Source organism: Shewanella olleyana (assembly GCF_023283825.1).
In the GTDB taxonomy this organism is placed as follows: domain Bacteria; phylum Pseudomonadota; class Gammaproteobacteria; order Enterobacterales; family Shewanellaceae; genus Shewanella; species Shewanella olleyana.
Map to the genome: position 1 here is coordinate 1 of NZ_JAKILD010000041.1, position 21,234 is coordinate 21,234.

Annotated in this window: 22 protein-coding genes; 11 read left to right on the forward strand and 11 right to left on the reverse strand. The window is 40.0% G+C overall.

Annotation, left to right across the window (positions count from 1 at the left end; translation table 11 throughout):
* Nucleotides 1–173 precede the first annotated feature (173 nt).
* The 8 genes from hisIE to hisG all read right to left on the reverse strand — a co-directional run bounded on the left by hisIE (nt 174) and on the right by hisG (nt 7,624).
* A complete protein-coding gene (gene hisIE, locus L2735_RS18665) occupies nt 174–806 on the reverse strand; it encodes a bifunctional phosphoribosyl-AMP cyclohydrolase/phosphoribosyl-ATP diphosphatase HisIE (protein WP_248986143.1) in 633 nt (210 codons plus the stop codon).
* Nucleotides 807–872: 66 nt separating this feature from the next.
* A complete protein-coding gene (gene hisF, locus L2735_RS18670; protein ID WP_248986144.1) occupies nt 873–1,646 on the reverse strand; it encodes an imidazole glycerol phosphate synthase subunit HisF in 774 nt (257 codons plus the stop codon).
* Entirely contained in the window at nt 1,628–2,365 is a 738-nt protein-coding gene (hisA, locus tag L2735_RS18675) for a 1-(5-phosphoribosyl)-5-[(5-phosphoribosylamino)methylideneamino]imidazole-4-carboxamide isomerase (RefSeq protein ID WP_248986145.1), read from the reverse strand. The genes hisF and hisA overlap by 19 nt, the downstream gene beginning before the upstream one ends.
* Nucleotides 2,362–3,006 (reverse strand): imidazole glycerol phosphate synthase subunit HisH, encoded by a 645-nt coding sequence (gene hisH / locus L2735_RS18680; protein WP_248986146.1) that lies wholly within the window; start codon nt 3,004–3,006, stop codon nt 2,362–2,364. The genes hisA and hisH overlap by 4 nt, the downstream gene beginning before the upstream one ends.
* 11 nt (nt 3,007–3,017) lie before the next feature.
* A complete protein-coding gene (gene hisB / locus L2735_RS18685; RefSeq protein WP_248986147.1) occupies nt 3,018–4,085 on the reverse strand; it encodes a bifunctional histidinol-phosphatase/imidazoleglycerol-phosphate dehydratase HisB in 1,068 nt (355 codons plus the stop codon).
* Nucleotides 4,086–4,143: 58 nt separating this feature from the next.
* Complete coding sequence (gene hisC, locus L2735_RS18690; protein ID WP_248986148.1) at nt 4,144–5,265, reverse strand: histidinol-phosphate transaminase; 1,122 nt, start codon at nt 5,263–5,265, stop codon at nt 4,144–4,146.
* A gap of 78 nt (nt 5,266–5,343) precedes the next feature.
* Nucleotides 5,344–6,630 (reverse strand): histidinol dehydrogenase, encoded by a 1,287-nt coding sequence (gene hisD / locus L2735_RS18695; RefSeq protein ID WP_248986161.1) that lies wholly within the window; start codon nt 6,628–6,630, stop codon nt 5,344–5,346.
* A 94-nt stretch (nt 6,631–6,724) separates the two neighbouring features.
* Nucleotides 6,725–7,624 (reverse strand): ATP phosphoribosyltransferase, encoded by a 900-nt coding sequence (gene hisG, locus L2735_RS18700; RefSeq protein WP_248986149.1) that lies wholly within the window; start codon nt 7,622–7,624, stop codon nt 6,725–6,727.
* A 552-nt stretch (nt 7,625–8,176) separates the two neighbouring features.
* On the opposite strand from hisG, the gene yoaA reads away from it, so the two are divergent.
* The 8 genes from yoaA (at nt 8,177) to rnd (ending at nt 17,104) form a co-directional block, all read left to right on the forward strand.
* Entirely contained in the window at nt 8,177–10,102 is a 1,926-nt protein-coding gene (gene yoaA, locus L2735_RS18705) for a DNA repair helicase YoaA (protein ID WP_248986150.1), read from the forward strand.
* A gap of 53 nt (nt 10,103–10,155) precedes the next feature.
* A complete protein-coding gene (gene tsaB / locus L2735_RS18710; RefSeq protein WP_248986151.1) occupies nt 10,156–10,863 on the forward strand; it encodes a tRNA (adenosine(37)-N6)-threonylcarbamoyltransferase complex dimerization subunit type 1 TsaB in 708 nt (235 codons plus the stop codon).
* 69 nt (nt 10,864–10,932) lie between these two features.
* On the forward strand, nt 10,933–11,376 hold the full coding sequence (locus L2735_RS18715; protein WP_248986152.1) for a hypothetical protein: 444 nt from the start codon (nt 10,933–10,935) through the stop codon (nt 11,374–11,376).
* Complete coding sequence (locus tag L2735_RS18720; protein ID WP_248986153.1) at nt 11,369–12,055, forward strand: M50 family metallopeptidase; 687 nt, start codon at nt 11,369–11,371, stop codon at nt 12,053–12,055. The genes L2735_RS18715 and L2735_RS18720 overlap by 8 nt, the downstream gene beginning before the upstream one ends.
* 170 nt (nt 12,056–12,225) lie before the next feature.
* The gene (locus tag L2735_RS18725; RefSeq protein ID WP_248986162.1) at nt 12,226–13,002 is read left to right on the forward strand and encodes a class I SAM-dependent methyltransferase; all 777 of its coding nucleotides are present in this window, start codon (nt 12,226–12,228) and stop codon (nt 13,000–13,002) included.
* A 48-nt stretch (nt 13,003–13,050) separates the two neighbouring features.
* On the forward strand, nt 13,051–14,004 hold the full coding sequence (locus L2735_RS18730; RefSeq protein WP_248986154.1) for an alpha/beta fold hydrolase: 954 nt from the start codon (nt 13,051–13,053) through the stop codon (nt 14,002–14,004).
* 234 nt (nt 14,005–14,238) lie between these two features.
* Nucleotides 14,239–15,912 (forward strand): long-chain-fatty-acid--CoA ligase FadD, encoded by a 1,674-nt coding sequence (fadD, locus tag L2735_RS18735; protein ID WP_248986155.1) that lies wholly within the window; start codon nt 14,239–14,241, stop codon nt 15,910–15,912.
* 79 nt (nt 15,913–15,991) lie between these two features.
* Nucleotides 15,992–17,104, forward strand: a complete 1,113-nt coding sequence (gene rnd / locus L2735_RS18740; RefSeq protein ID WP_248986156.1) for a ribonuclease D — start codon at nt 15,992–15,994, stop codon at nt 17,102–17,104.
* A 140-nt stretch (nt 17,105–17,244) separates the two neighbouring features.
* Here rnd and minE read toward each other — a convergent pair whose 3' ends face one another.
* The 3 genes from minE to minC are packed head-to-tail and all read right to left on the reverse strand — an operon-like array spanning nt 17,245 to nt 19,011.
* Nucleotides 17,245–17,505 carry a cell division topological specificity factor MinE gene (gene minE, locus L2735_RS18745; RefSeq protein WP_102526247.1) on the reverse strand — a complete coding sequence of 87 codons (261 nt, stop codon included), beginning with the start codon at nt 17,503–17,505 and terminating at the stop codon, nt 17,245–17,247.
* Between the two features lie 2 nt (nt 17,506–17,507).
* On the reverse strand, nt 17,508–18,317 hold the full coding sequence (gene minD / locus L2735_RS18750; protein WP_248986157.1) for a septum site-determining protein MinD: 810 nt from the start codon (nt 18,315–18,317) through the stop codon (nt 17,508–17,510).
* A gap of 28 nt (nt 18,318–18,345) precedes the next feature.
* Nucleotides 18,346–19,011: a septum site-determining protein MinC gene (minC, locus tag L2735_RS18755; RefSeq protein ID WP_248986158.1), complete on the reverse strand. Its 666-nt coding sequence runs from the start codon at nt 19,009–19,011 to the stop codon at nt 18,346–18,348.
* Nucleotides 19,012–19,133: 122 nt separating this feature from the next.
* Here minC and L2735_RS18760 point away from each other — a divergent pair, with 122 nt between their 5' ends.
* From L2735_RS18760 to L2735_RS18770, 3 genes are all read left to right on the forward strand, one after another.
* Nucleotides 19,134–19,412: a YcgL domain-containing protein gene (locus L2735_RS18760; RefSeq protein ID WP_248986163.1), complete on the forward strand. Its 279-nt coding sequence runs from the start codon at nt 19,134–19,136 to the stop codon at nt 19,410–19,412.
* Nucleotides 19,413–19,597: 185 nt separating this feature from the next.
* Entirely contained in the window at nt 19,598–20,572 is a 975-nt protein-coding gene (locus tag L2735_RS18765; protein ID WP_248986159.1) for a lytic murein transglycosylase, read from the forward strand.
* A 41-nt stretch (nt 20,573–20,613) separates the two neighbouring features.
* Entirely contained in the window at nt 20,614–21,054 is a 441-nt protein-coding gene (locus tag L2735_RS18770; RefSeq protein ID WP_248986160.1) for a YcgN family cysteine cluster protein, read from the forward strand.
* The last annotated feature ends 180 nt before the right edge of the window (nt 21,055–21,234 follow it).

The window sequence follows — 21,234 nt, forward strand, 5'->3', positions numbered from 1 at the left end:
TATTGTTGTGGACTAGGCTCTCGAAGCATGATGATAAACTTGGTTATTATCTGTACTTCTATTAGATCAAAGCCCTAGACGAATGTCTAGGGCTTTGTCAGCAGTCTGAAGGCACCTATTATAGGTGCCTTTTTTAGTTGTTAATCTTGAAATGAGAAATCTTAAACTGTCGTTTATTTACTTTTGATATGGCGCTGCATTAGATTTTTATTCACTTCAGCCATTGAAAGTTGCTGATCTTCAAGCAACACAATTAAGTGGTACATCAAATCAGATGCTTCGTTAATAAGCTCTTCTTTATCATGGGTTGCTGCTGCAAGCGCAGTTTCTAAGCCTTCTTCACCGACTTTTTGGGCAATTCTTTTAGTCCCACGTTCAAATAAAGAGGCAGTATAACTAGAGTCTGCACTTTGTCCTTTACGAGAAATGATTAGGTTGGTTAAATTGTCGATAAATGGGTGTGCGTTACCATCTGGCCAGCAGCTTTCACTACCAGTATGACAAGTAGGACCGTTTGGAATCACTTGCACTAGCAAACTGTCATTATCGCAATCTTTGTCAATCGCAACTAAATCTAAGGTGTTGCCTGAGGTTTCACCTTTTGTCCATAAACGCTGTTTTGAGCGGCTAAAGAAGGTGACTTTTCCTGTTGCGATTGTATGTTCAAATGCGGCTTTATTCATATAGCCAAGCATCAGGACTTTACCTGTCAGGTGATTTTGAACCACTGCAGGGATCAAATTATCTTGCTTATCCCACGCCAGATCTTGCGCATCAAAGTTTACTGTTGAAGATTGTGTCATCATTCTTTTCTCTTGTTAATTAGCACATCTGTCGTATTTGGCAGTGTTTAATTGACTCTATTTCATTAACTATAAACGTATCGCAATATTTTCATTGGCTAAGTATTGCTTTAATTCGTTGATATCAATTATACCTTTGTGAAATACACTGGCAGCAAGCGCTGCATCGACATTGGCTTGTTCAAATACGTCTTTAAAATGTGCCATGGTACCAGCGCCGCCTGATGCGATTAATGGTACGTCACATATGGCTCTAACAATGCTGAGTTGCTTTATATCATAACCGCCACGAACGCCATCTTGGTTCATGACATTCAGTACGATTTCGCCGCAACCTCGCTTTTGCACCTCTTCAACCCAATCTTGTGTATACCATTGAGTGTCTTTGGTTGCAGCTTCATCACCGGTAAATTGCTTGACTTTATAACTGTTGGATTCAGCGTCATAAAATGAATCAATACCAATTACGATGCACTGTCGACCAAACTCATCTTGTAATCGCGATATTAAGCTTGGATCGCTAAGTGCTGGTGAGTTAATCGAAATTTTATCGGCGCCATAAGCGAGCATTTGTCTGGCTTGTTCGATGGTTTTAATGCCGCCAGCGACGCAAAACGGAATATCAATTTGCGCGGCAACTCGACTTACCCAAGACTTATCAATCACTCTGTCATGGGCACTGGCAGTAATATCATAAAAAACCAGCTCATCAGCGCCTTCTTGGGCGTATCTTGCAGCTAACGGCTCGATTTCACCGATGATTTCATGGTTTCTAAATTGAACCCCTTTAACCACCTGACCATCTCTAACGTCAAGGCAAGGAACTAAGCGTTTGGCCAGCATGTTATTGCCTCCTCAACGCTGAAGTTTTTAATCAATAATGCCTTGCCGATGATAATACCGTTAGCTTTACTGTCACGTACTGCGGCAACATCATCAAGAGTTGCTATACCGCCAGAAGCCTGCCAGATAATCTCAGGGTAGCTGGCTGCAAGTTCTTGATATAAATTTGTGTTTGCGCCTTGAAGCGTGCCATCCCTGCTGATATCAGTGACTAACGCATGCTTGAGTCCGACGTTACTAAATTCACTCACTAACGATTCTAGAGATTTACCACCACCCGTTTGCCAACCGGAAACAGCGACGATTTTCTCACCTTGCTCGTTAATATTGACATCAAGGGCTAAACAAATGGCTTCACTGCCATATTTTATAAACCAGCTTTTAACGAGTTCAGGCTCTTTTACCGCAAGCGATCCGATAACTACGCGTTTAACGCCAATATCGAGTAATTCTTTGACTTGTTGCTCACATCGAATACCGCCGCCCACTTGTATATCCGTTTTTAAGCCAGCCACAAGTTCAGAGATTAATTTGATTTGTCTTTTATCAGGATCTTTAGCGCCCGTTAAGTCGACTAAATGCAGCAATTTTGCGCCCTGAGCTTCATAAGACTGCAGTTGTGCTAGCGGGCTTAAATCAAATGTGGTCTTTTGTTGATAGTCGCCTTGATACAACCTAACGACTTGGCCATCAATTAAATCTATTGCAGGAATAATCATGCTGGTTTCCCCATATTTAGGAAATTTTGTAATATTTTTGAGCCGATAGCGGCGCTTTTTTCAGGATGGAATTGAACCCCGAAAAAGTTATCTTTACCAATGGCTGCACTAAATTGCTCACCATATTGCGATGTGGCAATGGTGTATTCGCTGATAGGGGCTTTAAAGCTATGAACAAAGTAAACATAGCTACCATCAGAGATTCCGTTAAAAAGCGGGTGGTCAGAGACACTAATTTGATTCCAGCCCATATGCGGCAAAGGTAAACCTTGGCTATCTAAATCATCAACCTGTGTCGGGATTAGCCCTAAACAATCGATATCCTTATCCGTACGGCCGCCATGTTCCAATGATTTTTGTGTGAGCATTTGCATGCCTAAACACACACCCATTACAGGTTGGGTTAAACTTTTTATGATGGCAACTAAATCTCGATTAACCAATGCATCCATTGCAGCACCTGCAGTGCCAACACCTGGCAGCACAACTCTTGCTGCAGACTTAATCACCTTATGGTCAGCTGAAACAATGACATCGGCTTGTAAGCGCTCAAAAGCAAATTTAACAGAGCTTAAATTGGCGCAACCAGTATCTAGGATAACGGTAGTATCGCTACCGATATTTGTTGTTGAGTTTGTCATGTTAACAACCTTTAAAGAACGCCTTTGCTTGAAGGCAAAATGTCACCTTCGACTTTAACTGCTTGGCGTAATGTCCGGCCTAGCACTTTAAATAGGGCTTCAACTTTGTGGTGATCATTGTCGCCATCCGTGCTGATGTGCAGAGTACATCTTAAGCCGTCTGCAAATGAACGGAAAAAATGAGGTACCATTTCTGTGGCCATTTCACCGACCATTTCACGATCAAATTGAGCATTGAATTTGATTAGCGGACGACCTGAAATATCCATTAAACATTCACCATTGGCTTCATCCATTGGCAAACTGAAACCAAAGCGTGCAATACCTCGTTTATCCCCTAATGCTTGACGCAGTGCATCGCCAATCGCTAATGCGGTGTCTTCAACACTGTGGTGGTCGTCGATTTCTAAATCGCCATCGACACTCACATCCATTTTAAAATTACCATGGGTTTGGATTTGATCTAGCATATGGTCAAAAAAACCAATGCCAGTATCAATCTTACCTTTGCTGGTATCATCTAAATTGATGTTCACTTTAATGTCAGTTTCTTTGGTGGTGCGGATCACTTCACTAATACGGCCTTTGTTAAGGAGGGCATCAGTAATAGCAAGCCAATTTAAAGTTTGCGGCTGATATTGAAAACTAGTGATGCCCATGGCATTCGCGAGTTCAACATCGGTGTGGCGATCGCCAATGACAGCTGAAGTGGTGAAGTCTACTTTACCTTGGGTTAGATAATCTTTGACTAGACCAAGTTTAGGCTTGCGACAACTACAATTCTCATGATCAAAGTGAGGACAAATCAATACATCATCAAATTTAACCCCTTGGCTTTCGAATATTTGCATCATCATATTATGAGGCGCGTCAAAGTCCGCTTGAGGAAATGAATCTGTGCCTAAACCATCCTGATTCGATACCATCACTAGGCGGTATCCCGCATTTTGCAGTTTCAAAAGGCAAGGTATGACTTGTGGTTCAAATACCAGCTTATCTAATCTATCTAATTGCTTATCGATTGCAGGCTCTTCAACTAAGGTGCCGTCTCTGTCGATAAATAAAATCTTTTGTTTCATGGGACTTCCTTTAATTTCTTAATATTCTTTATTTTGTTTATTGATTATCAAGTTCTGATTATTGTTGTTGATAATCTTTTGTATTAGGACTAAGTGTATTAGAGCTGAAAACAGCGATGAGCCGGTCGGTGTCAGACTCGTTACTAAAGCTAAATCGAATGCGATTTTTTAAACGAGCATCTTTATATGCTCGAGCGACAATGCCTGCCTGCTGTACTGCTTGGCTAACTTGCTGAGTATTTTCAAATTCAGCGAGAACAAAATTACCGTTTGCTGGTAAGACGTTAGCGCCATATTGGGTTAATGCTTGGCTGAGGCGAATACCTTGCTCTTTTAACAGGCCAACTTGTTGCTGCATAAGCGAAATGCCTTGCTCTGATAACGCTTTCTCAGCGACTTCAGATACAGGTAACGGCACTGGGTATGGCGCAATGACGCGCATAATTAAATCGATAATATCGGTATTGGCCATTAAGAAGCCGCATCGTGCTCCAGCTAAAGCGAAAGCTTTTGATAAGGTTCTTAGTACGACAAGATTTGGATAAGTGTCAATTAAGTCAGCCACCGAATAAGTGGAAGAGAATTCAATATAAGCTTCATCTACCACCACTATTGCATTAGGCATTGCGGCAATCGCTTGTTCGATGTCTTTTTTATTAATGATGGTGCCTGTTGGATTATTTGGATTACAGATAAACACAATTTTGGCATCAGCAGTTTGTGCAGCAAAGTCACTAGGTAATTGATATTGGTCAGTTAATGACAGACTTATCACACCCACGTTAAAGGTTTGCGCACTGATGGCGTACATACCATAAGTCGGACCAAAGCAAGCAATACTATCTTTTCCTGGCGTACAAAAAGCGCGAATTAATAATTCAATCCCTTCATCAGCGCCGCGAGTCGACACAATGGATTGAGCTGCAACACCAGAATAATCACTGTAGGCCTTAATTAAACTTTCTGGCTGGCATTCAGGGTAACGGTTTAGTTTTGCTAAATCGCTATTGTTGAACGGTGATTCATTGGCATTGATCCACACATCACCTCGACCACCAATACGTCTGGCACTTTCATAGGGTGTTAGCGCCAATAACTCAGGTCTCGCTAATTGTTCAGCAAGGCTTAAATTGCTGTTACTTGTAACTGAGCTAGTACTGTTAGGGTTTTGATTGGTCATTATTAATTCTTCTGTTGTCTGCTTAAAATCATAACTAGCGTGATTTAACATTCATGATTATTGCGTGCATACCCAGTTCTATAAGGTATTTAATCTCACCGCTACGGCATTTTTGTGGGCGTCTAGTAATTCATTTTCTGCTAACACCATCACGGTTTCTCCTAGGCTTTGAAGACCTTGCGCTGTTAGTTCTTGCACAGTAAATCTACGGCTAAAGTCAGCTAATGACAGACTAGATACACTGCGGCTATAACCGTAAGTGGGCAATACATGATTGGTACCACTGGCATAGTCGCCAACAGATTCAGGGGTATAAGCCCCTAAAAAGACACTGCCTGCAGCGCGAATATTGGCTAAAACAGCTCTTGGATTGTCAGTTTGGATGATTAAATGTTCTGGGCCATATTGATTTGAAACGACAGCGGCTTCAGCCATATCGTTAACTAATATAGTGCGGCTACAACTTAAGGCTTGCGCTGCAATGTCTTGACGAGATAATGCGGCAAGTTGTGATTCAAGTTCTGAGTTAACAGCATTTGCAATAGCTTCAGATTCCGTCACAAGCATGACTTGAGAATCAGGTCCATGTTCTGCTTGAGATAACAAATCTGCAGCGATAAAAGCAGGATTTGCTTGTTTGTCCGCAATAACCAGTACTTCAGAAGGGCCAGCAGGCATATCAATAGCCACGCTGCAAAGGCCGTCTTGCGAAACCAAGCGTTTTGCTTCAGTAACAAAGCGATTTCCTGGCCCAAAGATTTTGTCGACAGCCGGTACAGACTCAGTACCAAAGGCGAGGGCTGCAATTGCCTGCGCGCCACCGACTTGGTAAATCTCGGTTATGCCACAAACCTTCGCCGCATAAACAATCGCATCATTGATTGGGGGCGGGCTGACTAATACTCTTTGTTCGCAACCTGCAATTTTCGCAGGCAGTGCCAGCATCATTACTGTTGAAATGAGCGGAGCGCTACCACCTGGAATATACAAACCGACTTTTTCAATGGCTTCAGAGCGAAGTTCGCAGCGGATCCCTGGTTGCGTTTCAACATCAATTGGGTTGAATTTTTGCGCTTGGTGAAAAGTATCAATATTGCTGACAGCATTGGCAATCGCTTGCTTGACTGAACTTGACACTCTTGCACTCGCTTGCTCAATTTCAGCAGGTGAGAGAGCTAAAGATTCAACATTTACGCCATCAAAACGCTCACTAAATTGTTTGAGAGCAGAATCACCATCAGCTACAACTGTATTAATGATATCGCGAACAGATTGCTCAACACTGTTATCACCAATCAAGGGCGAGCGTGTTAAAGCTTGCTGCTGTGTTTCTGCACTTAATTCAGACCAATTCAGAATCTGCATTGATTGTTTGGCTTTCGTTGACGGTTTTGTTTGCATTGCTGGCTCCGCTACTACTTTTATGATGCGTTGACGATTTTCAAATTAACTGGAAGAACTATCCAGCCATTTTCTCAATTGGCATAACCAGAATAGAGCTTGCACCTAATGCCGTTAACTCTTCCATAGTGTCCCAGAATAAATCTTCTGTGCTCACTGCGTGGATAGCAACGCGGTCTGAATCATCATTAAGTGGTAATACTGTTGGGTTTTCAGCGCCAGGAAGTAATGCAACAATTTGGTCTAATGTTTCTCTTGGAGCGTGTAGTAGGATGTACTTGCTTTCGCGAGCTCTAACAACACCGTTCATGCGAGATAAAATTTTATCGATTAACGCTTGTTTACCAGGCTCTTGCTCTTCAGCAGATTGAATAATACAAGCCATAGATTGATAAATGATGTCGGTTTCGTATAAGCCATTAGCTTCAAGCGTTGCGCCTGTAGAAACCAAGTCACAAATGCCATCTGAAAGACCAGCACGCGGCGCGACTTCAACAGAGCCTTTTAGCATACAGTCACTATAGTTAATGCCTTTTTCCTGCATGTAACGACGTAACAAATTTGGGTAAGACGTGGCTATACGTAAACCTTCAAGTGAACTTGCATCTTCGTAACTAAACTCATTAGGGACAGCAAGTGACAAGCGGCATGCGCCAAAATCTAATTCACGTAACTTTACACAGTCAGCTGGCTTGCCTAATGTTTGACGTTCTATTTGTTCTTCTTCAAGAACATTCTCGCCAATAATGCCTAAATCAACCACACCATCCATTACCAAGCCTGGGATATCATCATCACGAACACGCAGTAAATCAATAGGCATATTATCAGCGTGAACAATTAATCTTTGCTCATTAACGTTGAATTTAACGCCACAACTTTTTAGTAGTTTTTGTGACTCTTTTGAAAGTCGACCTGACTTTTGAATCGCAATACGTAGTCTGTTATTTTCGCTCATGGTGTAACCCCTAATAAATTCAATATAAAAACAATAATTTAAAGCCTAAAACTAAAAAACCCCTGAAATTTCTTTCAGGGGTTTGTGTATTTTTTTACAACCGCCTGAAGGAAATAGTCCTCCGGCAGTGAGCATCCGAAGGCTACCGCAAATGGTGGTGATGATGATTTGTATCGATTCGGATGAACATAATAAATTCTCTATTAAATTAGCTTGTGTAATTTCATTACAAACAATTTAACCCCTTTTAAATTTGTTTGCAATACAGAATAAAGACTAATTGAGATTTTTTTCAAAATAAAAAATATAACTTATATCAGTCTGATTTTTAGACTTATTTTTACACTGCTTGTGTATACAAGTTGGCAAGGGACTCGCCATTAAGCCTAAATTCTTGGGTTCGATTTGATCTAGTAATAACGGGGTGAAATTTTCTTTCGTTGTTAAGCTTATTAATTAAATAGATAATATAGTCTGATGAATGTTTAGATGGGTTATTTCAAAAAGCGATGACGAGAATTCAATTAATAGCGTCTTTTTTAAGAGTTTAATGTGAGCAGTAGATTACAAAAAGAAGTCGAGCTGGCTTTTTCTCCTCAAGGAGCCCTAGCAAGAAGTGTGCATCAATATCGTCCAAGACAAAGTCAGTATGATATGGCGATGGCGGTGAGTGCTGCTATTGCTGAAAAACATAACGTGATACTTGAAGCAGGTACTGGTGTAGGTAAAACCTATGCTTACTTGATCCCAGCTTTACTCAGCGGCAAACAGGTGATCATCAGTACCGGTAGTAAAAACTTACAAGAACAATTATTTTTTAAAGATTTGCCGTTATTGCTTAAAATATTTTCAGTCGCGCCTAAAACAGCCTTGTTAAAAGGGCGCAGTAATTACTTATGCCAACTCAGGCTTGAAAAAAACCTTCATCAAATTAGCCAAATGTCACCTCAAGTCGTCGACGAACTGATAAAGATAAATCAGTGGGCTAGCATGACAAAAGATGGAGACATCGGAAATTTAACCTCTGTTGCCGAAAACTCATACACTATAGCAACCGTAACCAGTACCAAAGAAAGTTGTACAGGTAAAAGGTGCAGTCACTATGATGTTTGTTTTAGCCGTAAAGCAAAAATTAAAGCCCAAGATGCCAAGGTTGTTGTGGTTAATCATCATTTATTTTTTGCTGATCGCTTATTGAAAGATACCGGCTTTGCCGAGCTTCTGCCTGAAGCTGATGTGGTGGTATTTGACGAAGCCCATTTGGTGCCTGATGTTTGTATTAATTACTTTGGTCAGCAAATTGCTACAAGAGATATCGATCGATTACTGAATCAAATTATCGACATTTATCGCACAGAATTACGTGACAGTATCCAGTTAGAGCAGCTAAGCCAGCGAATTTTAGTCAAGCTGTCTCACTGGCAAAATGAATTGCTAGAAGCAGAAATAACGGATTGGCGCCACGTTATTTCAAGTAAAGCATTAGCAACACAATCTTGGGACTTATTAAAAGAACTCACTAGCATGGTTGCTGTGACTTCAGAGCATGTGGGACGAAGTGAGTCATTAGATACAGTCGTGACGCAGTTAGCCAATGTCGTTGGCAACTTACAAAGTTATTTTGAGTGTAACGATCAAAATGCCGCTTACAGCGTAGAACCCAATGGTCGTTTTACTATGCTGCGAATCGCTCCGATTAATATTGCTAAGCAATGCCAGCAATTATTTGATAAACAAACTCAATGGATTTTCACCTCAGCGACACTGCAAGTTAATCGCCAACTTAAGCATTTTGCTGACGAATTAGGTCTTGGCAAAGCGAAGCAATTGATTCTCGATAGCCCGTTTGATTATCCAAACCAAGCCTTATTTTGTGTACCGAGACATTTAACCAAATCAGGTCAGTCAGCAGCCAATGTCAATCAGCTGGTTGATGTTTGCACTCAAGCTATAAACGCAGCTCAAGGTCGAACGTTTATCTTATTTACCAGCCATCATATGTTGCAGCAAGTCGCTATTGCGCTGCAGCGTAAGGTTAACTACCCGTTGTTGGTTCAAGGGCAGGCGAGTAAACAAAGCTTATTAAATAAGTTTAGGCAACTGGGTAATGGTGTTTTGCTTGGCACTAGCAGCTTTTGGGAAGGTATTGATGTAAGAGGGCGACTATTAAGTTGTGTGATTATTGATAAACTGCCTTTTGTGTCACCAGATGATACTTTATACCGTGCTCGAGCTGCTAACGCTGAAAGAAGTGATAAAGATCCTTTTCAAACTATTTCTTTGCCTCAAGCTGTTATCAGTTTAAAGCAAGGGGTAGGTCGACTGATTAGAGATGAGAAAGACCGTGGAGTGTTAATTTTATGCGATAACCGCATTGTTAATCGTCCATATGGTGAAGCTTTTATTAACTCACTACCGCCTATGAGCCGAACTCGCGATTTAGATACTGCGTTGAGCTTTTTAAAAAGTATCCCATAAGTTATTATATTGGTCATTATTTAAAGATTTACTCTAGGGTTAACACGTCTTACATGACTCAAATTGATTCAGATTTAACCATACTTGCATTAGATACTTGTACAGAATCTTGTTCAGCGGCTTTGTCGCATCATCAGCAGGTTTTTAATCGTGCTGCGAATGCGCCGCGTGAGCATAGCCAGCGTTTATTGCCTATGGTCGATGAGGTTTTAAAAGAAGCGCAGATTAACATTGCCGATGTAAACTTAATTGCATACGGCCGTGGGCCTGGTAGCTTTACAGGAATTCGTATTTGTACCAGCATGACTCAAGGTTTAGCACTGGGGCATGATATTCCTGTTATTGGTATATCGACTTTGGCAGCAATGGCGCAAATGGCGATAGATTCAGTGAATGCAAAACAGGTTTTTGTCGCTATTGATGCCAGAATGAATGAAATTTACTGGGGACAATTTACCTCAGTGAATGGTATTGCCACCTTAGTCGGTGATGAGCATGTAACCAACCCAGATAAAGTGGAAGTGGCGTTAGATACCACTCAAGATATTATGCTGTGTGGCACAGGTTTTGATGCTTACCCAGATTTGTTAGCTGAAGTTGCTGCAATTAAAATGACCGATATCAAACTCCCTGATGCTGAAGCTATGCTGAAGTTGGCTAAGGTGGGTTTTGAGCAAGGTTTATCTACACCAGTTGATGATTTAGCGCCCGTTTACCTTCGGGATACAGTAACTTGGAAAAAACTTCCAGGCAGAGAATAACCTAGGTTATTATCACATTCTTAATCTGAATCTGTGCACGTGAGTTAATTAACCAAAGGAGGACAATTTATGCAACCAGCCATGCAACCAGCCATGCACTCAACAATGTATTCGGCCGTTCAGCCATTGTCTTCCTATAACCCTTTCTCTATTAGTAATGGTTCGGCGTCTCAGGCTATAAAGCCAAACGCTGCAGCTCAAGTGGATGCTGTTAGTGATGTGTCAGCCATTAAAGCGCAATCAAAAACCAACGCTGCAGTTAATAACCTTAATCAAAATCAAAATGATGGCCAACTTGTTTCAGACAATGAGCAAGCAATCTATTATTTTGATGAGTCGGCGATTAAATCTGCTGTCGATGCAAAAGTACAATATGACCATCAAACCTCAAGCAATCCACAACAGCATCATTCTCAAGGTAGCGCTGGGGCAATAAAAGAATATTTACTTAATCAGCATTCAATGCAGCGAGAGCAAATTCAACAAATGGTGGGTATCGATTTATATGCATGATCCTAAGCCGAAAAGCTTATCTGCTATCCCTTCTAAAGGGCTATTCTTTCTTGAACTTCTTGTCGCATTCGTTATCACTAAACTGCCTTTTATCAGTATCCCCTTTAAATGGTTTGAAAGTTATTTTCATGAGATTTCTCATGGTATCGCTGCAATCATCAGTGGTGGCTCAGTTGTTCAAATTCAGTTATTTCCAAATGGTGCAGGCTTATGTTTCACTCAAGGTGGTTTTGCGCCGTTAATTACTTTTAGTGGTTACTTTGGTGCTGCATTGTGGGGTTATCTGATTTTTTTGTTAGCCACATGGCGTGCTGGCATCAGATTTACCTTAGGGTTATTAGGCTTAACTGTCGTTGCATCCATTGCTTTTTGGGCACGTGATTTATTAACCATTGGCATACTTATATCGCTTGCTTTGTTCTTATTATTGCCACTTAAGTTCGATCATAGTGATTGGTTGAATAGTTTACTGCGTATGCTCGGTCTTATGATTGTGCTGAATGCAATGACAAGCCCAACCGTTTTATTTGGTTTATCTACTCAGGGTGATGCAGCGAAACTTTCTCAGTTAACATGGCTACCATCATGGCTTTGGGTCATTATGTGGTTGGTGTTCAGTTGCTTTATGTTATGGATGTGTTGGCGAAGAGTAGACGACAAAAAGCCACAAACAGTTTAGAGTGATCAACTTAGCAATTTTTGCCGTATCAGTTGCTGATTTTAAAAGACAAATTCTTCAGGGAGAAGACAATGAAACGTACGTTACTGTTAACCACTGCGCTGGGTTTAAGCACATTGGGTCTAGCTACTGTAAGTCACAATGTGATTGCACATGATCATGGTGATGCAATGAGCGAAAAAGTTCAAGCCGTCAAGATTAATCCTCAGCTTGCCGCTGCCATTTCTAGTGATTTTCGAAGTGAAAAAAACTCAGCCCGCGACAAATACCGTAATCCAGCAGAAACTCTGGCTTTTTTAGGTATTCAAGCAGACGATACTGTTATTGAATTATGGCCTGGTGGAGGTTGGTATACAGAGATTTTAGCCCCTTATTTAGCTGAAAAAGGTCAATACATTGGCGGGATTTTTGAGACAAACCCGAAAGAAGACACAAAGCGTACTCAATACTATGCTAAAGCGGGTAAAAAATTTGAAGCTTGGTTAAGTGATAATAAAGAAGCAGTAGGTAATGCATCTACAGTAACTTTCCAGCCACCTGCATCAGTTGATTTAGGAATTGAAAACAGTGCTGACTATGTACTGACTTTCCGTAACCTTCATAACTGGGCTGGCCAAGAACAATTAGAAAATGCGTTTGCTTCGTCTTACAAAGTATTAAAAGACGGCGGTTTTTTCGGTGTGGTTGAACACCGGGCAAATCCAGGTATGTCTTTTGACAGTGGCTATATGGATCAAGCTGAAATTATCGCCTTAGCTGAAAAAGTGGGTTTCACGTTTGTCGCATCTTCTGAAGTTAATGCTAACCCAAAAGATACTAAAGATTATGCTAAAGGTGTGTGGACATTACCTCCACGTTTAGCACTTGAAGAACAAGACAAACAAAAGTATCTAGATATCGGTGAAAGCGACCGTATGACACTTAAATTTGTCAAAAAAGCTAAGTAATCGTTTAACTAAAATACAAATCTCTATTTAGCAAAAAAGAAGTTTGAAATGAATGAGTCAATTGTAAAATCGCTGCAGTATGAGGATGTCGATTTTCAATTGGCTCATATTCGTTTAGCAGCTAAACGCTACGGTAATAAAGATAAACCTATATTATTAGCACTCCACGGCTGGTTAGATAACGCCGATAGTTTTGTGCCACTTGCACAATCTATTGAGCAACTGGGATTACTTAATCAGTTTCAGCTTATTGCGATTGATTGGCCAGGGCATGGCTTATCGCAACATAGACCAGGGCAGTACCCACTTCATTGGATAGACTATCTGTACGATTTAGACGAATTGATGACTGAGCTAACTAAAACTCAACCTGTGAGTATTATTGGCCATTCATTAGGTGGTATTATCGCAGCGGCATATAATGCTGCATTCCCCCATAAAGTGACTCAGCTAGTGCTTATCGAAGCGCTATCACCAATTTATGAGTCAGCTAGCCACTCTAAAGAACGATTAACCCGCAGTTTTAAGCAACATCATCGTTTTAATCAAACAAACCCATCAAAGTCATCTGACACAGCTCAGTTTGAAACGGGAGCGGCAAGCGAACCGAAACGCGACACGAGCCGAGAATTAACGTTAGAAAGGGCGGTTAACGCCCGTCATCAGCTGACAGGAATGGATAAGTGTTGGTGTGAGTTAATTATTCAGCGCAATCTTGAAATTAAAAATCAGCATTATTGTTGGAAAAGTGATCCCCGTTTAAAACTAGATTCACCTTATAGATTAACCTTTGAGCAGGTTGATGTTTTAATGAGCGCCAGTGACACCCCTTGTTTATTAATATTAGCCGAACAGGGCTTTAAACAGTTAAAATTAGCTTTGCCCCAAGCAAAACTATGGTTCAATGATTTAATCGATGTGCAAATAGAGGGGGATCACCATTTGCACATGGGAAGCGCAGACCAAGTTGCTAACATGATTAGAACATTTATTCTAAATTAAGCCTTTTGTAGATTAAAATCACTAGGATTTTTTTTTCATTTATGTGATTATGGTTTGAATTTAAACGGTCGTATGATTTTAGTGTGACTGAAAATAATAATTATCAATAACGTTTTTACTGTAGCTAGTAATAACAATAAAAATTTACGCTAGCTTTATATGCAGTGTTCTTTGACACAATGATTATTGAAGTGGTTGCTTCATGGTGTGTGTCAGGATAAATAGGAGAAAATTGTGGACCAGCCTTGGATAAATAACTTACCAGAACACGTACCGGCCGAAATTAACTTTAAGCAGTTTTCTTCACTAGTCGATATGTTTGAATCTGCAGTATCAAAATATGCTGACCAACCTGCGTTTATCAATATGGGGGCGACATTAACTTATCGTAAGTTAGAAGAAAGAAGTCGTGCATTCGCAGCCTATTTACAAAATGAATTAAAGCTTGAAAAAGGCGACCGTGTTGCCTTAATGATGCCAAATTTACTGCAATACCCAATTGCATTATTTGGTGTACTAAGAGCCGGCATGGTGGTGGTTAACGTTAACCCCCTTTATACCCCTAGAGAATTGAAACATCAATTAGTCGACTCTGGTGCTAAAGCCATTGTGGTTGTTTCTAACTTTGCCCGCACTTTAGAAGAAGTCGTTGCTGAAACACCTGTTGAGTCAGTTATCATTACTGGTCTTGGAGATCAGTTAAGTGCGCCAAAGCGTACTTTAGTCAACTTCATCGTTAAGTATATTAAAAAGATGGTGCCGAAGTATGATTTACCCCATGCACTTTCTTTCAGACAGTCACTGACAAAAGGCCGTCGACTGCAGTACATCAAGCCAGAAATAACCTCTGAAGATTTATCATTTCTGCAGTACACAGGTGGTACTACTGGTGTGTCAAAAGGTGCAATGCTGACTCATGGTAATGTTGTCAGTAATGTTTTACAGGCAAATGGCGCATACTCGCCAGCCCTTAAAGATGGCACTGAGTTCGTAGTGACAGCACTGCCGCTTTACCATATTTTCGCGCTTACAGTTAACTGCTTATTATTTCTTCATAAAGGCAGCAAAAACTTATTAATTACCAATCCTCGTGATTTACCGGCTTTTGTCGGTGAACTTAAAAAGTATCCGTTCACCGCATTAACTGGGGTTAATACCTTATTCAATGCATTAGTGAATGATGAAGACTTTAAAAGTTTAGATTTCAGTCGTCTAAAACTGTCTATCGGTGGTGGTATGGCTGTTCAAAAAGCCGTAGCGGATAAATGGCAAAACATTACCGAGACTCGTTTACTTGAAGGCTATGGATTAACTGAAGCATCGCCTTTGGTAACGTGTTGTCCATACAATCTTGATGGATACAATGGCTCTATTGGTTTTCCAGCGCCTTCGACCGACATCCAAATTCGCGATGATGAAGGTAATGTATTAGCTCAAGGCGAAACTGGCGAACTTTTCGCTAAAGGCCCTCAAGTAATGAAAGGTTACTGGCAACGTCCAGAAGAAACCGCCAAAGTGATAGATAAAAATGGTTGGTTAGCCACGGGTGATATTGGTTATATGGATGAAAAAGGCTTTTTCTTCATTGTTGACCGTAAAAAAGACATGATCTTAGTCTCAGGTTTTAATGTCTTCCCGAATGAAGTTGAAGATGTCGTTGCATTGCACCCTAAGGTTATTGAAGTCGCTGCAGTAGGTGTCCCTAACGATGCTAGTGGTGAGTTAGTTAAAATATTTGTTGTTGCAAAAGATAACGGATTAACTGAAGGCGATATTATTAAGCATTGCCGCCATCATTTAACAGGATATAAGGTACCAAAGCTGGTAGAATTCAGAGATGAGTTACCAAAATCCAATGTAGGTAAGATTTTACGACGAGAACTTCGAGACGAAGTTAAATCAGCGTAAAGTAGAGCCGGCAATAGCCGGCTTTTTATTGCATGTCATTTATTCGTACATTGGCGAAAAGTTAAAACTGGAGAGAATTTTGTTATCGTTTGAATACATTAGCGACCAAGCAAGTCTTGAGCAATTAGTCGCCCAATACCAGCAAAGTGAATTACTGGTATTAGATACTGAGTTTGTTAGAACAAGAACTTACTATGCTAAGTTAGGGTTGATTCAAGCTTATGATGGTAAAACGCTGGCCTTAATTGATCCTGTTGCATTACCAGACTTGAGTAGTTTTTGGCAGCTGCTATCTGATCCTAAGATAACCAAGCTAGTCCATTCTTGCAGTGAAGATTTAGAAGTTTTTGCTCGTTACGGAAACTGCCAACCAACCCCTCTTTTTGATAGTCAAATAGCTGCGAGTTTATGCGGACTCGGTCACGGTGTTGGATATGCAAAATTAGTCCAGATGTTCTTAGATATTGAAATCGATAAAGGTGAATCTCGCACTGATTGGATGAAAAGGCCGTTAACTGACGCCCAACTTCAATATGCTGCCAACGATGTCTATTATCTTTATAAACTTTACCCTGAGTTGTTAGCTAAAGTGACAGAAGCTAATCGAATGGATTGGTTACTAGAAGAAGGCATGCGAATGACTGATGGGCGTTTAACCCCGCCTAATGAAGAGCTCGCCTATCTTAAAGTAAAGAATGCTTTTCAGCTGTTTCCTAAGCAACTTGCCTACTTAAAAGTGTTAGCAACTTGGCGTTTGCAAAAAGCGCTTAAAAAAGATTCGGCTCTGGGTTTTATCATTAAAGACCATGCGATGATTGCTTTAGCCAAGAAGCAGCCTAAAACCGTTACTGAGTTAAATCAGTTAAATGATTTAACAGATCATGAGAAACGTTTTCATGGCAAAGAGTTAATTAAGGTATTGCAAACAGCTGATTTAGACAATCTACCTGAAGCTGTTGATGTTATTGCACTTAAGAATGGTTATAAAGCATCATTTAAAGAAGTGAAAGTCATTTTAGCGGCCATTGCGGAAGAGAAAGAGGTCGCTATTGAGTTTATTGGATCAAAAAGATTGATACATGAATTTTTATTATGGCTGCACCATAAAAAGCAAACTCAAACGCCGTTATTATTGACCGGCTGGCGAGGGGATTTAGTCGCTGATTCGCTTGATGCAATTAAGTTTGGCTAATTAATTGCTGACAATGCGTCTTAGATTCAAATGTGTCTTAGATACAAATGCTTCAGAGAAATAAAAAGCCTAAATAACATGCGTTATCTAGGCTTTTTATTAAATCGAAAACAATACTTAAAATGGCAGATTAACGTCAGTTATTTGCCGTCAGGTAGCGTCACATTAAGCTCTAATACCGAAAGTTTGTCGTCATTTTGGTCAAGCTGCACAGATACCTGATCTTCAGAAATCTGAACATATTTACGGATAACTTCAATAATTTCTTGTTTCATTTTAGGGAAGTAATCTGGCGCATCACGCTCACCGCGTTGATGGGCAACAATTATCTGTAAACGCTCTTTCGCAGTCACAGCAGTATTGGGTTTTTTATTGCTTCTGAAATAATCGAGTATTGACATAATTAGCTACCAAAAATCCTTTTTAAGAATCCCTTTTTCTCTTCAGTAAGAAACCTAAACGGTACTTCTTCACCAAGTAAACGTTGTACTGTGTCAGCGTAAGCTAGGCCTGCATCACTTTCTTCATCATTAATGACTGGAATACCTGAGTTTGATGCTTTTAATACAGCCTGTGATTCAGGAATAACGCCAACTAATTTAATCGCTAAAATTTCTGAAACATCTTCAACGCTTAACATTTCACCTGTTTTAACTCTAGCAGGTGAATAACGAGTTAGTAATAAAAACTCTTGAATTGGCTCAAGATTTTGCTCTGCGCGGCGCGAACGGCTTTGTAACATACCTAGAATTCGGTCAGAATCTCGTACAGAACTCACTTCTGGGTTTGTGGTGACAATGGCAATATCGGCAAAATACAATGCCATCATTGCGCCTTGCTCGATGCCGGCAGGGGAATCACACACAATATAATCAAAGTCTTTACTTAACTCGTCTAATACGCCGCCAACACCTTCTTTGGTTAAGGCATCTTTGTCACGAGTTTGCGACGCTGGCAGAATGAATAACTTGTCGCAGCGTTTATCTTTTATGAGTGCTTGATTTAAGTTCGCTTCGCCATTAATGACATTAACGAAATCATAAACCACACGGCGTTCACAACCCATAATCAAATCAAGGTTACGAAGACCGATATCGAAATCAATAACAACTGTCTTTTTGCCTTTTAACGCTAAGCCTGTTGCAATTGCAGCGCTTGAAGTTGTTTTACCAACGCCACCTTTACCTGATGTGACAACAATTATTTGTGCCATTTGTTATTATATCCTTTTGTGTTGCCAACTATTGAGGCAATGATTCAACCATGAGTGTATCGCTACTTAAGCGAACGCAACCTCGTTGATCGCTACAATGCTGCTGCAAATGTTCTGCTAGCCAATATTGTCCAGCAATTGAAACTAATTCGGCATCGAGCGAGTTTGCAATGATGATACTGTTTTTATCACCTGCAGCTCCAGCCATCGCTTTACCTCGTAAAGCGCCATATATATGAATGCTACCATCAGCGATGACTTCTGCACCATTTCCTACTGCACCAAAGATGATTAAGTCTGCATTTTTAGCATAAATCTGCTGCCCTGAGCGGACGTTTTGCTTAACGATTTTGGTTTCTTTAGATGGGGCAGGCATATTTTTAGCCTGTTTACCTGATTTAACAATGGCTAAACCTAACGCTTTTGCCTGCTGACTAATGCTTTCATTAGCCGATGTTACACCAACTATGATGAGTTGGTTATCAGTAAGAAGTTGTTTTAATGCAGCGAGATCTACTTCATGATTTTCAATTGCGCTTAGATTTAATATTAAAGGAGCACCAATAAAAAACTGAGGTGCCTGAGATAACTTATTATCTAAATCAGCAGCAATAGCATTAAAATCATGAGTATTTATATGAAGTACAGAAAGAGTAAAAGAAGTGGCTTTTAACTCAAGACTTTGTATGGCCATCCAGGCGTTAATCTCCAAAAAATGTCAGTGTACGAACTGAATTGCAATTAAATTAATAGCTGTCCATGTTATAGTGTGCGTTGTTGACTATCAAGCAAGAAACAGAGGAATTTAACACCAAAATGATATGCGCCGTATATAAAAGTAGCCGAAAACTGGATACCTACTTATTTGTTGAAAAACGTGATGTTTTTGATGCAGTTCCAGAGCCTTTAATGAAGATGTTCGGTACACCTAAATTGGTGATGATGGTTCCTTTATCAAAACGAACTGAATTAGCTATGGCTGATATTGAAAAAGTAAAATCTGAGTTAGCTGATAAAGGGTTTTATTTGCAGCTTCCGCCACCAGTAACCAATTTATTAGATGAACACCGCAAAAGTTTAGGAATAAAAGACTAGCGTCGCTTATTAATAGAGTGGTATTTTATTTTTGGAATTTGGTTTGTTTTAGATTCCAGTTTGTATAAGATAATAGCTTGATTTTGATATGGTTATATATTTTGTATTTCGACGTTAACACAAATGTGTTAACGTTTAGTTAATAAGAACAAAAATAGCAATAATGAGTTAATTTAGGACAATTTATGATTGGGAAGATCATTTCATCTGTAATAGTAACCTTGTTTACTGTTAATTTTGCTTACGCTCAACAGGGTGTGAGTTTTGATGATTACTTAGCTACATTAAAAGATAAAGCAGCGCTTGCTGGTGTTTCACAAAACACAATTGATGAACACTTTGCCAAAATAAAAGTGTTTAAACGCGCTACTGCTAATGGTTCAGACAAAGCATTAAACCTTGAAAGCTACATTCCGCAAAATTCTCCAGAAATTACCGTCAGCACCGCTCGTGCAATGTTCAAAGAACAACAAGATGCCTTAATTGCTTTAGGCGATAGATACGGTGTTCAGCCCCGATTTTTAGTCGCTTTATGGGGGATGACTTCTGAATTTGGCGAACAAAAGGGCAATTTCCCTATTTTGTCTGTAACAGCTTCGAATGCTTATTCAGGTAATAAAGAACAGTTTTATATCGACGAATTTATTGCTGCTTTAAAGATTCTTGATACCAATCAAGTGCAATATGAACAATTAATTGGCTCATCTACTGGTGCCATGGGTCATATGCAATTAATGCCTTCTCAATATCTTGCCTATGCTCAAGATGGTAATGGTGATGGCGTAAAAGATATTTGGAATAACCAATTTGATGCTTTTGCTACTGCAGCATCGATGCTTAAAGAAGCGGGTTGGAAAAACGATGAAACTTGGGGACGCCAAGTCAGTTCAATAAATCCTATTTCGAGCTTGCTGGTCGGTGCTGAACACACTGAAACCTTTAATGAATGGCAAGATCTTGGTGTTAGACGTTATAACGGTAATGACTTGCCTAAGCGTGATGACATGCAGGTGTCGTTGCTGATGCCTGATGGTGAAAATGGCCGTCAATATTTGGTTTATAACAACTTTCGTTTATTACAAGCATGGTCAGTAAAAGAACATTTTTTGCTCACTGTGACTTACCTTTCAGAACGAATCAAAAATCCACCAATCAATTAGTGATATAATATCGGCAATGTAACGTTAATGCTGTATCAAATATGTCTTTTTGGATTGAGAAAAAACTAAACCAACTTACCACCGTACAATGGGAAGCATTGTGCGATGGTTGTGGTAAATGTTGTTTAAATAAATTAATTGATGATGAAACGGAAGAGTTGTACTACACGGATGCTGCTTGTCATTTGTTAGATGATGAAACCTGTGGTTGTCGTCGTTACCCTGAACGTTTTAAATACGTGCCAGCTTGTACAGCTATCACTGTTGATAACGTGGCTGAGTTAACTTGGTTGCCAGACTCTTGTGCCTACAAGCGCCTTCACGAAGGAAGAAAGCTGCCTAGCTGGCATCCATTAATTACGGGTTCTAAAGAAGCCATGCATGCGGCGGGAATTTCTGTCAAAGGAAAGACAATCAACGAAAACAAAGTGCGTGATGTATTTGACCATATCGTGCTTTGGCCATTAAAAGATTTGGATTAACTTTTCAATTCACTTTTAAATTAGATTAAGTCCAGTTCTAACAATCAAAAAAGCACTCTATAAAGAGTGCTTTCAGATTAATGACAAACCCCCACTTTTTTTAAAGTGGGGGTTTTATTTTATTGGTTTATACGCATTTCACGACGTTTATTTAAAAACACATCTTGAGCAATATTGTTG

What these genes read in the sequence shown, in the direction of transcription:
- hisIE (WP_248986143.1), bottom strand. Translation starts at nt 806, where the DNA reads ATGATGACACAATCTTCAACAGTAAACTTTGATGCGCAAGATCTGGCG.
- hisF (WP_248986144.1), bottom strand. Translation starts at nt 1,646, where the DNA reads ATGCTGGCCAAACGCTTAGTTCCTTGCCTTGACGTTAGAGATGGTCAG.
- hisA (WP_248986145.1), bottom strand. Translation starts at nt 2,365, where the DNA reads ATGATTATTCCTGCAATAGATTTAATTGATGGCCAAGTCGTTAGGTTG.
- hisH (WP_248986146.1), bottom strand. Translation starts at nt 3,006, where the DNA reads ATGACAAACTCAACAACAAATATCGGTAGCGATACTACCGTTATCCTA.
- hisB (WP_248986147.1), bottom strand. Translation starts at nt 4,085, where the DNA reads ATGAAACAAAAGATTTTATTTATCGACAGAGACGGCACCTTAGTTGAA.
- hisC (WP_248986148.1), bottom strand. Translation starts at nt 5,265, where the DNA reads ATGACCAATCAAAACCCTAACAGTACTAGCTCAGTTACAAGTAACAGC.
- hisD (WP_248986161.1), bottom strand. Translation starts at nt 6,630, where the DNA reads ATGCAGATTCTGAATTGGTCTGAATTAAGTGCAGAAACACAGCAGCAA.
- hisG (WP_248986149.1), bottom strand. Translation starts at nt 7,624, where the DNA reads ATGAGCGAAAATAACAGACTACGTATTGCGATTCAAAAGTCAGGTCGA.
- tsaB (WP_248986151.1), top strand. Translation starts at nt 10,156, where the DNA reads ATGACTCAAATTGATTCAGATTTAACCATACTTGCATTAGATACTTGT.
- L2735_RS18715 (WP_248986152.1), top strand. Translation starts at nt 10,933, where the DNA reads ATGCAACCAGCCATGCAACCAGCCATGCACTCAACAATGTATTCGGCC.
- L2735_RS18720 (WP_248986153.1), top strand. Translation starts at nt 11,369, where the DNA reads ATGCATGATCCTAAGCCGAAAAGCTTATCTGCTATCCCTTCTAAAGGG.
- L2735_RS18725 (WP_248986162.1), top strand. Translation starts at nt 12,226, where the DNA reads ATGAGCGAAAAAGTTCAAGCCGTCAAGATTAATCCTCAGCTTGCCGCT.
- L2735_RS18730 (WP_248986154.1), top strand. Translation starts at nt 13,051, where the DNA reads ATGAATGAGTCAATTGTAAAATCGCTGCAGTATGAGGATGTCGATTTT.
- minE (WP_102526247.1), bottom strand. Translation starts at nt 17,505, where the DNA reads ATGTCAATACTCGATTATTTCAGAAGCAATAAAAAACCCAATACTGCT.
- minD (WP_248986157.1), bottom strand. Translation starts at nt 18,317, where the DNA reads ATGGCACAAATAATTGTTGTCACATCAGGTAAAGGTGGCGTTGGTAAA.
- minC (WP_248986158.1), bottom strand. Translation starts at nt 19,011, where the DNA reads ATGGCCATACAAAGTCTTGAGTTAAAAGCCACTTCTTTTACTCTTTCT.
- L2735_RS18760 (WP_248986163.1), top strand. Translation starts at nt 19,134, where the DNA reads ATGATATGCGCCGTATATAAAAGTAGCCGAAAACTGGATACCTACTTA.
- L2735_RS18765 (WP_248986159.1), top strand. Translation starts at nt 19,598, where the DNA reads ATGATTGGGAAGATCATTTCATCTGTAATAGTAACCTTGTTTACTGTT.
- L2735_RS18770 (WP_248986160.1), top strand. Translation starts at nt 20,614, where the DNA reads ATGTCTTTTTGGATTGAGAAAAAACTAAACCAACTTACCACCGTACAA.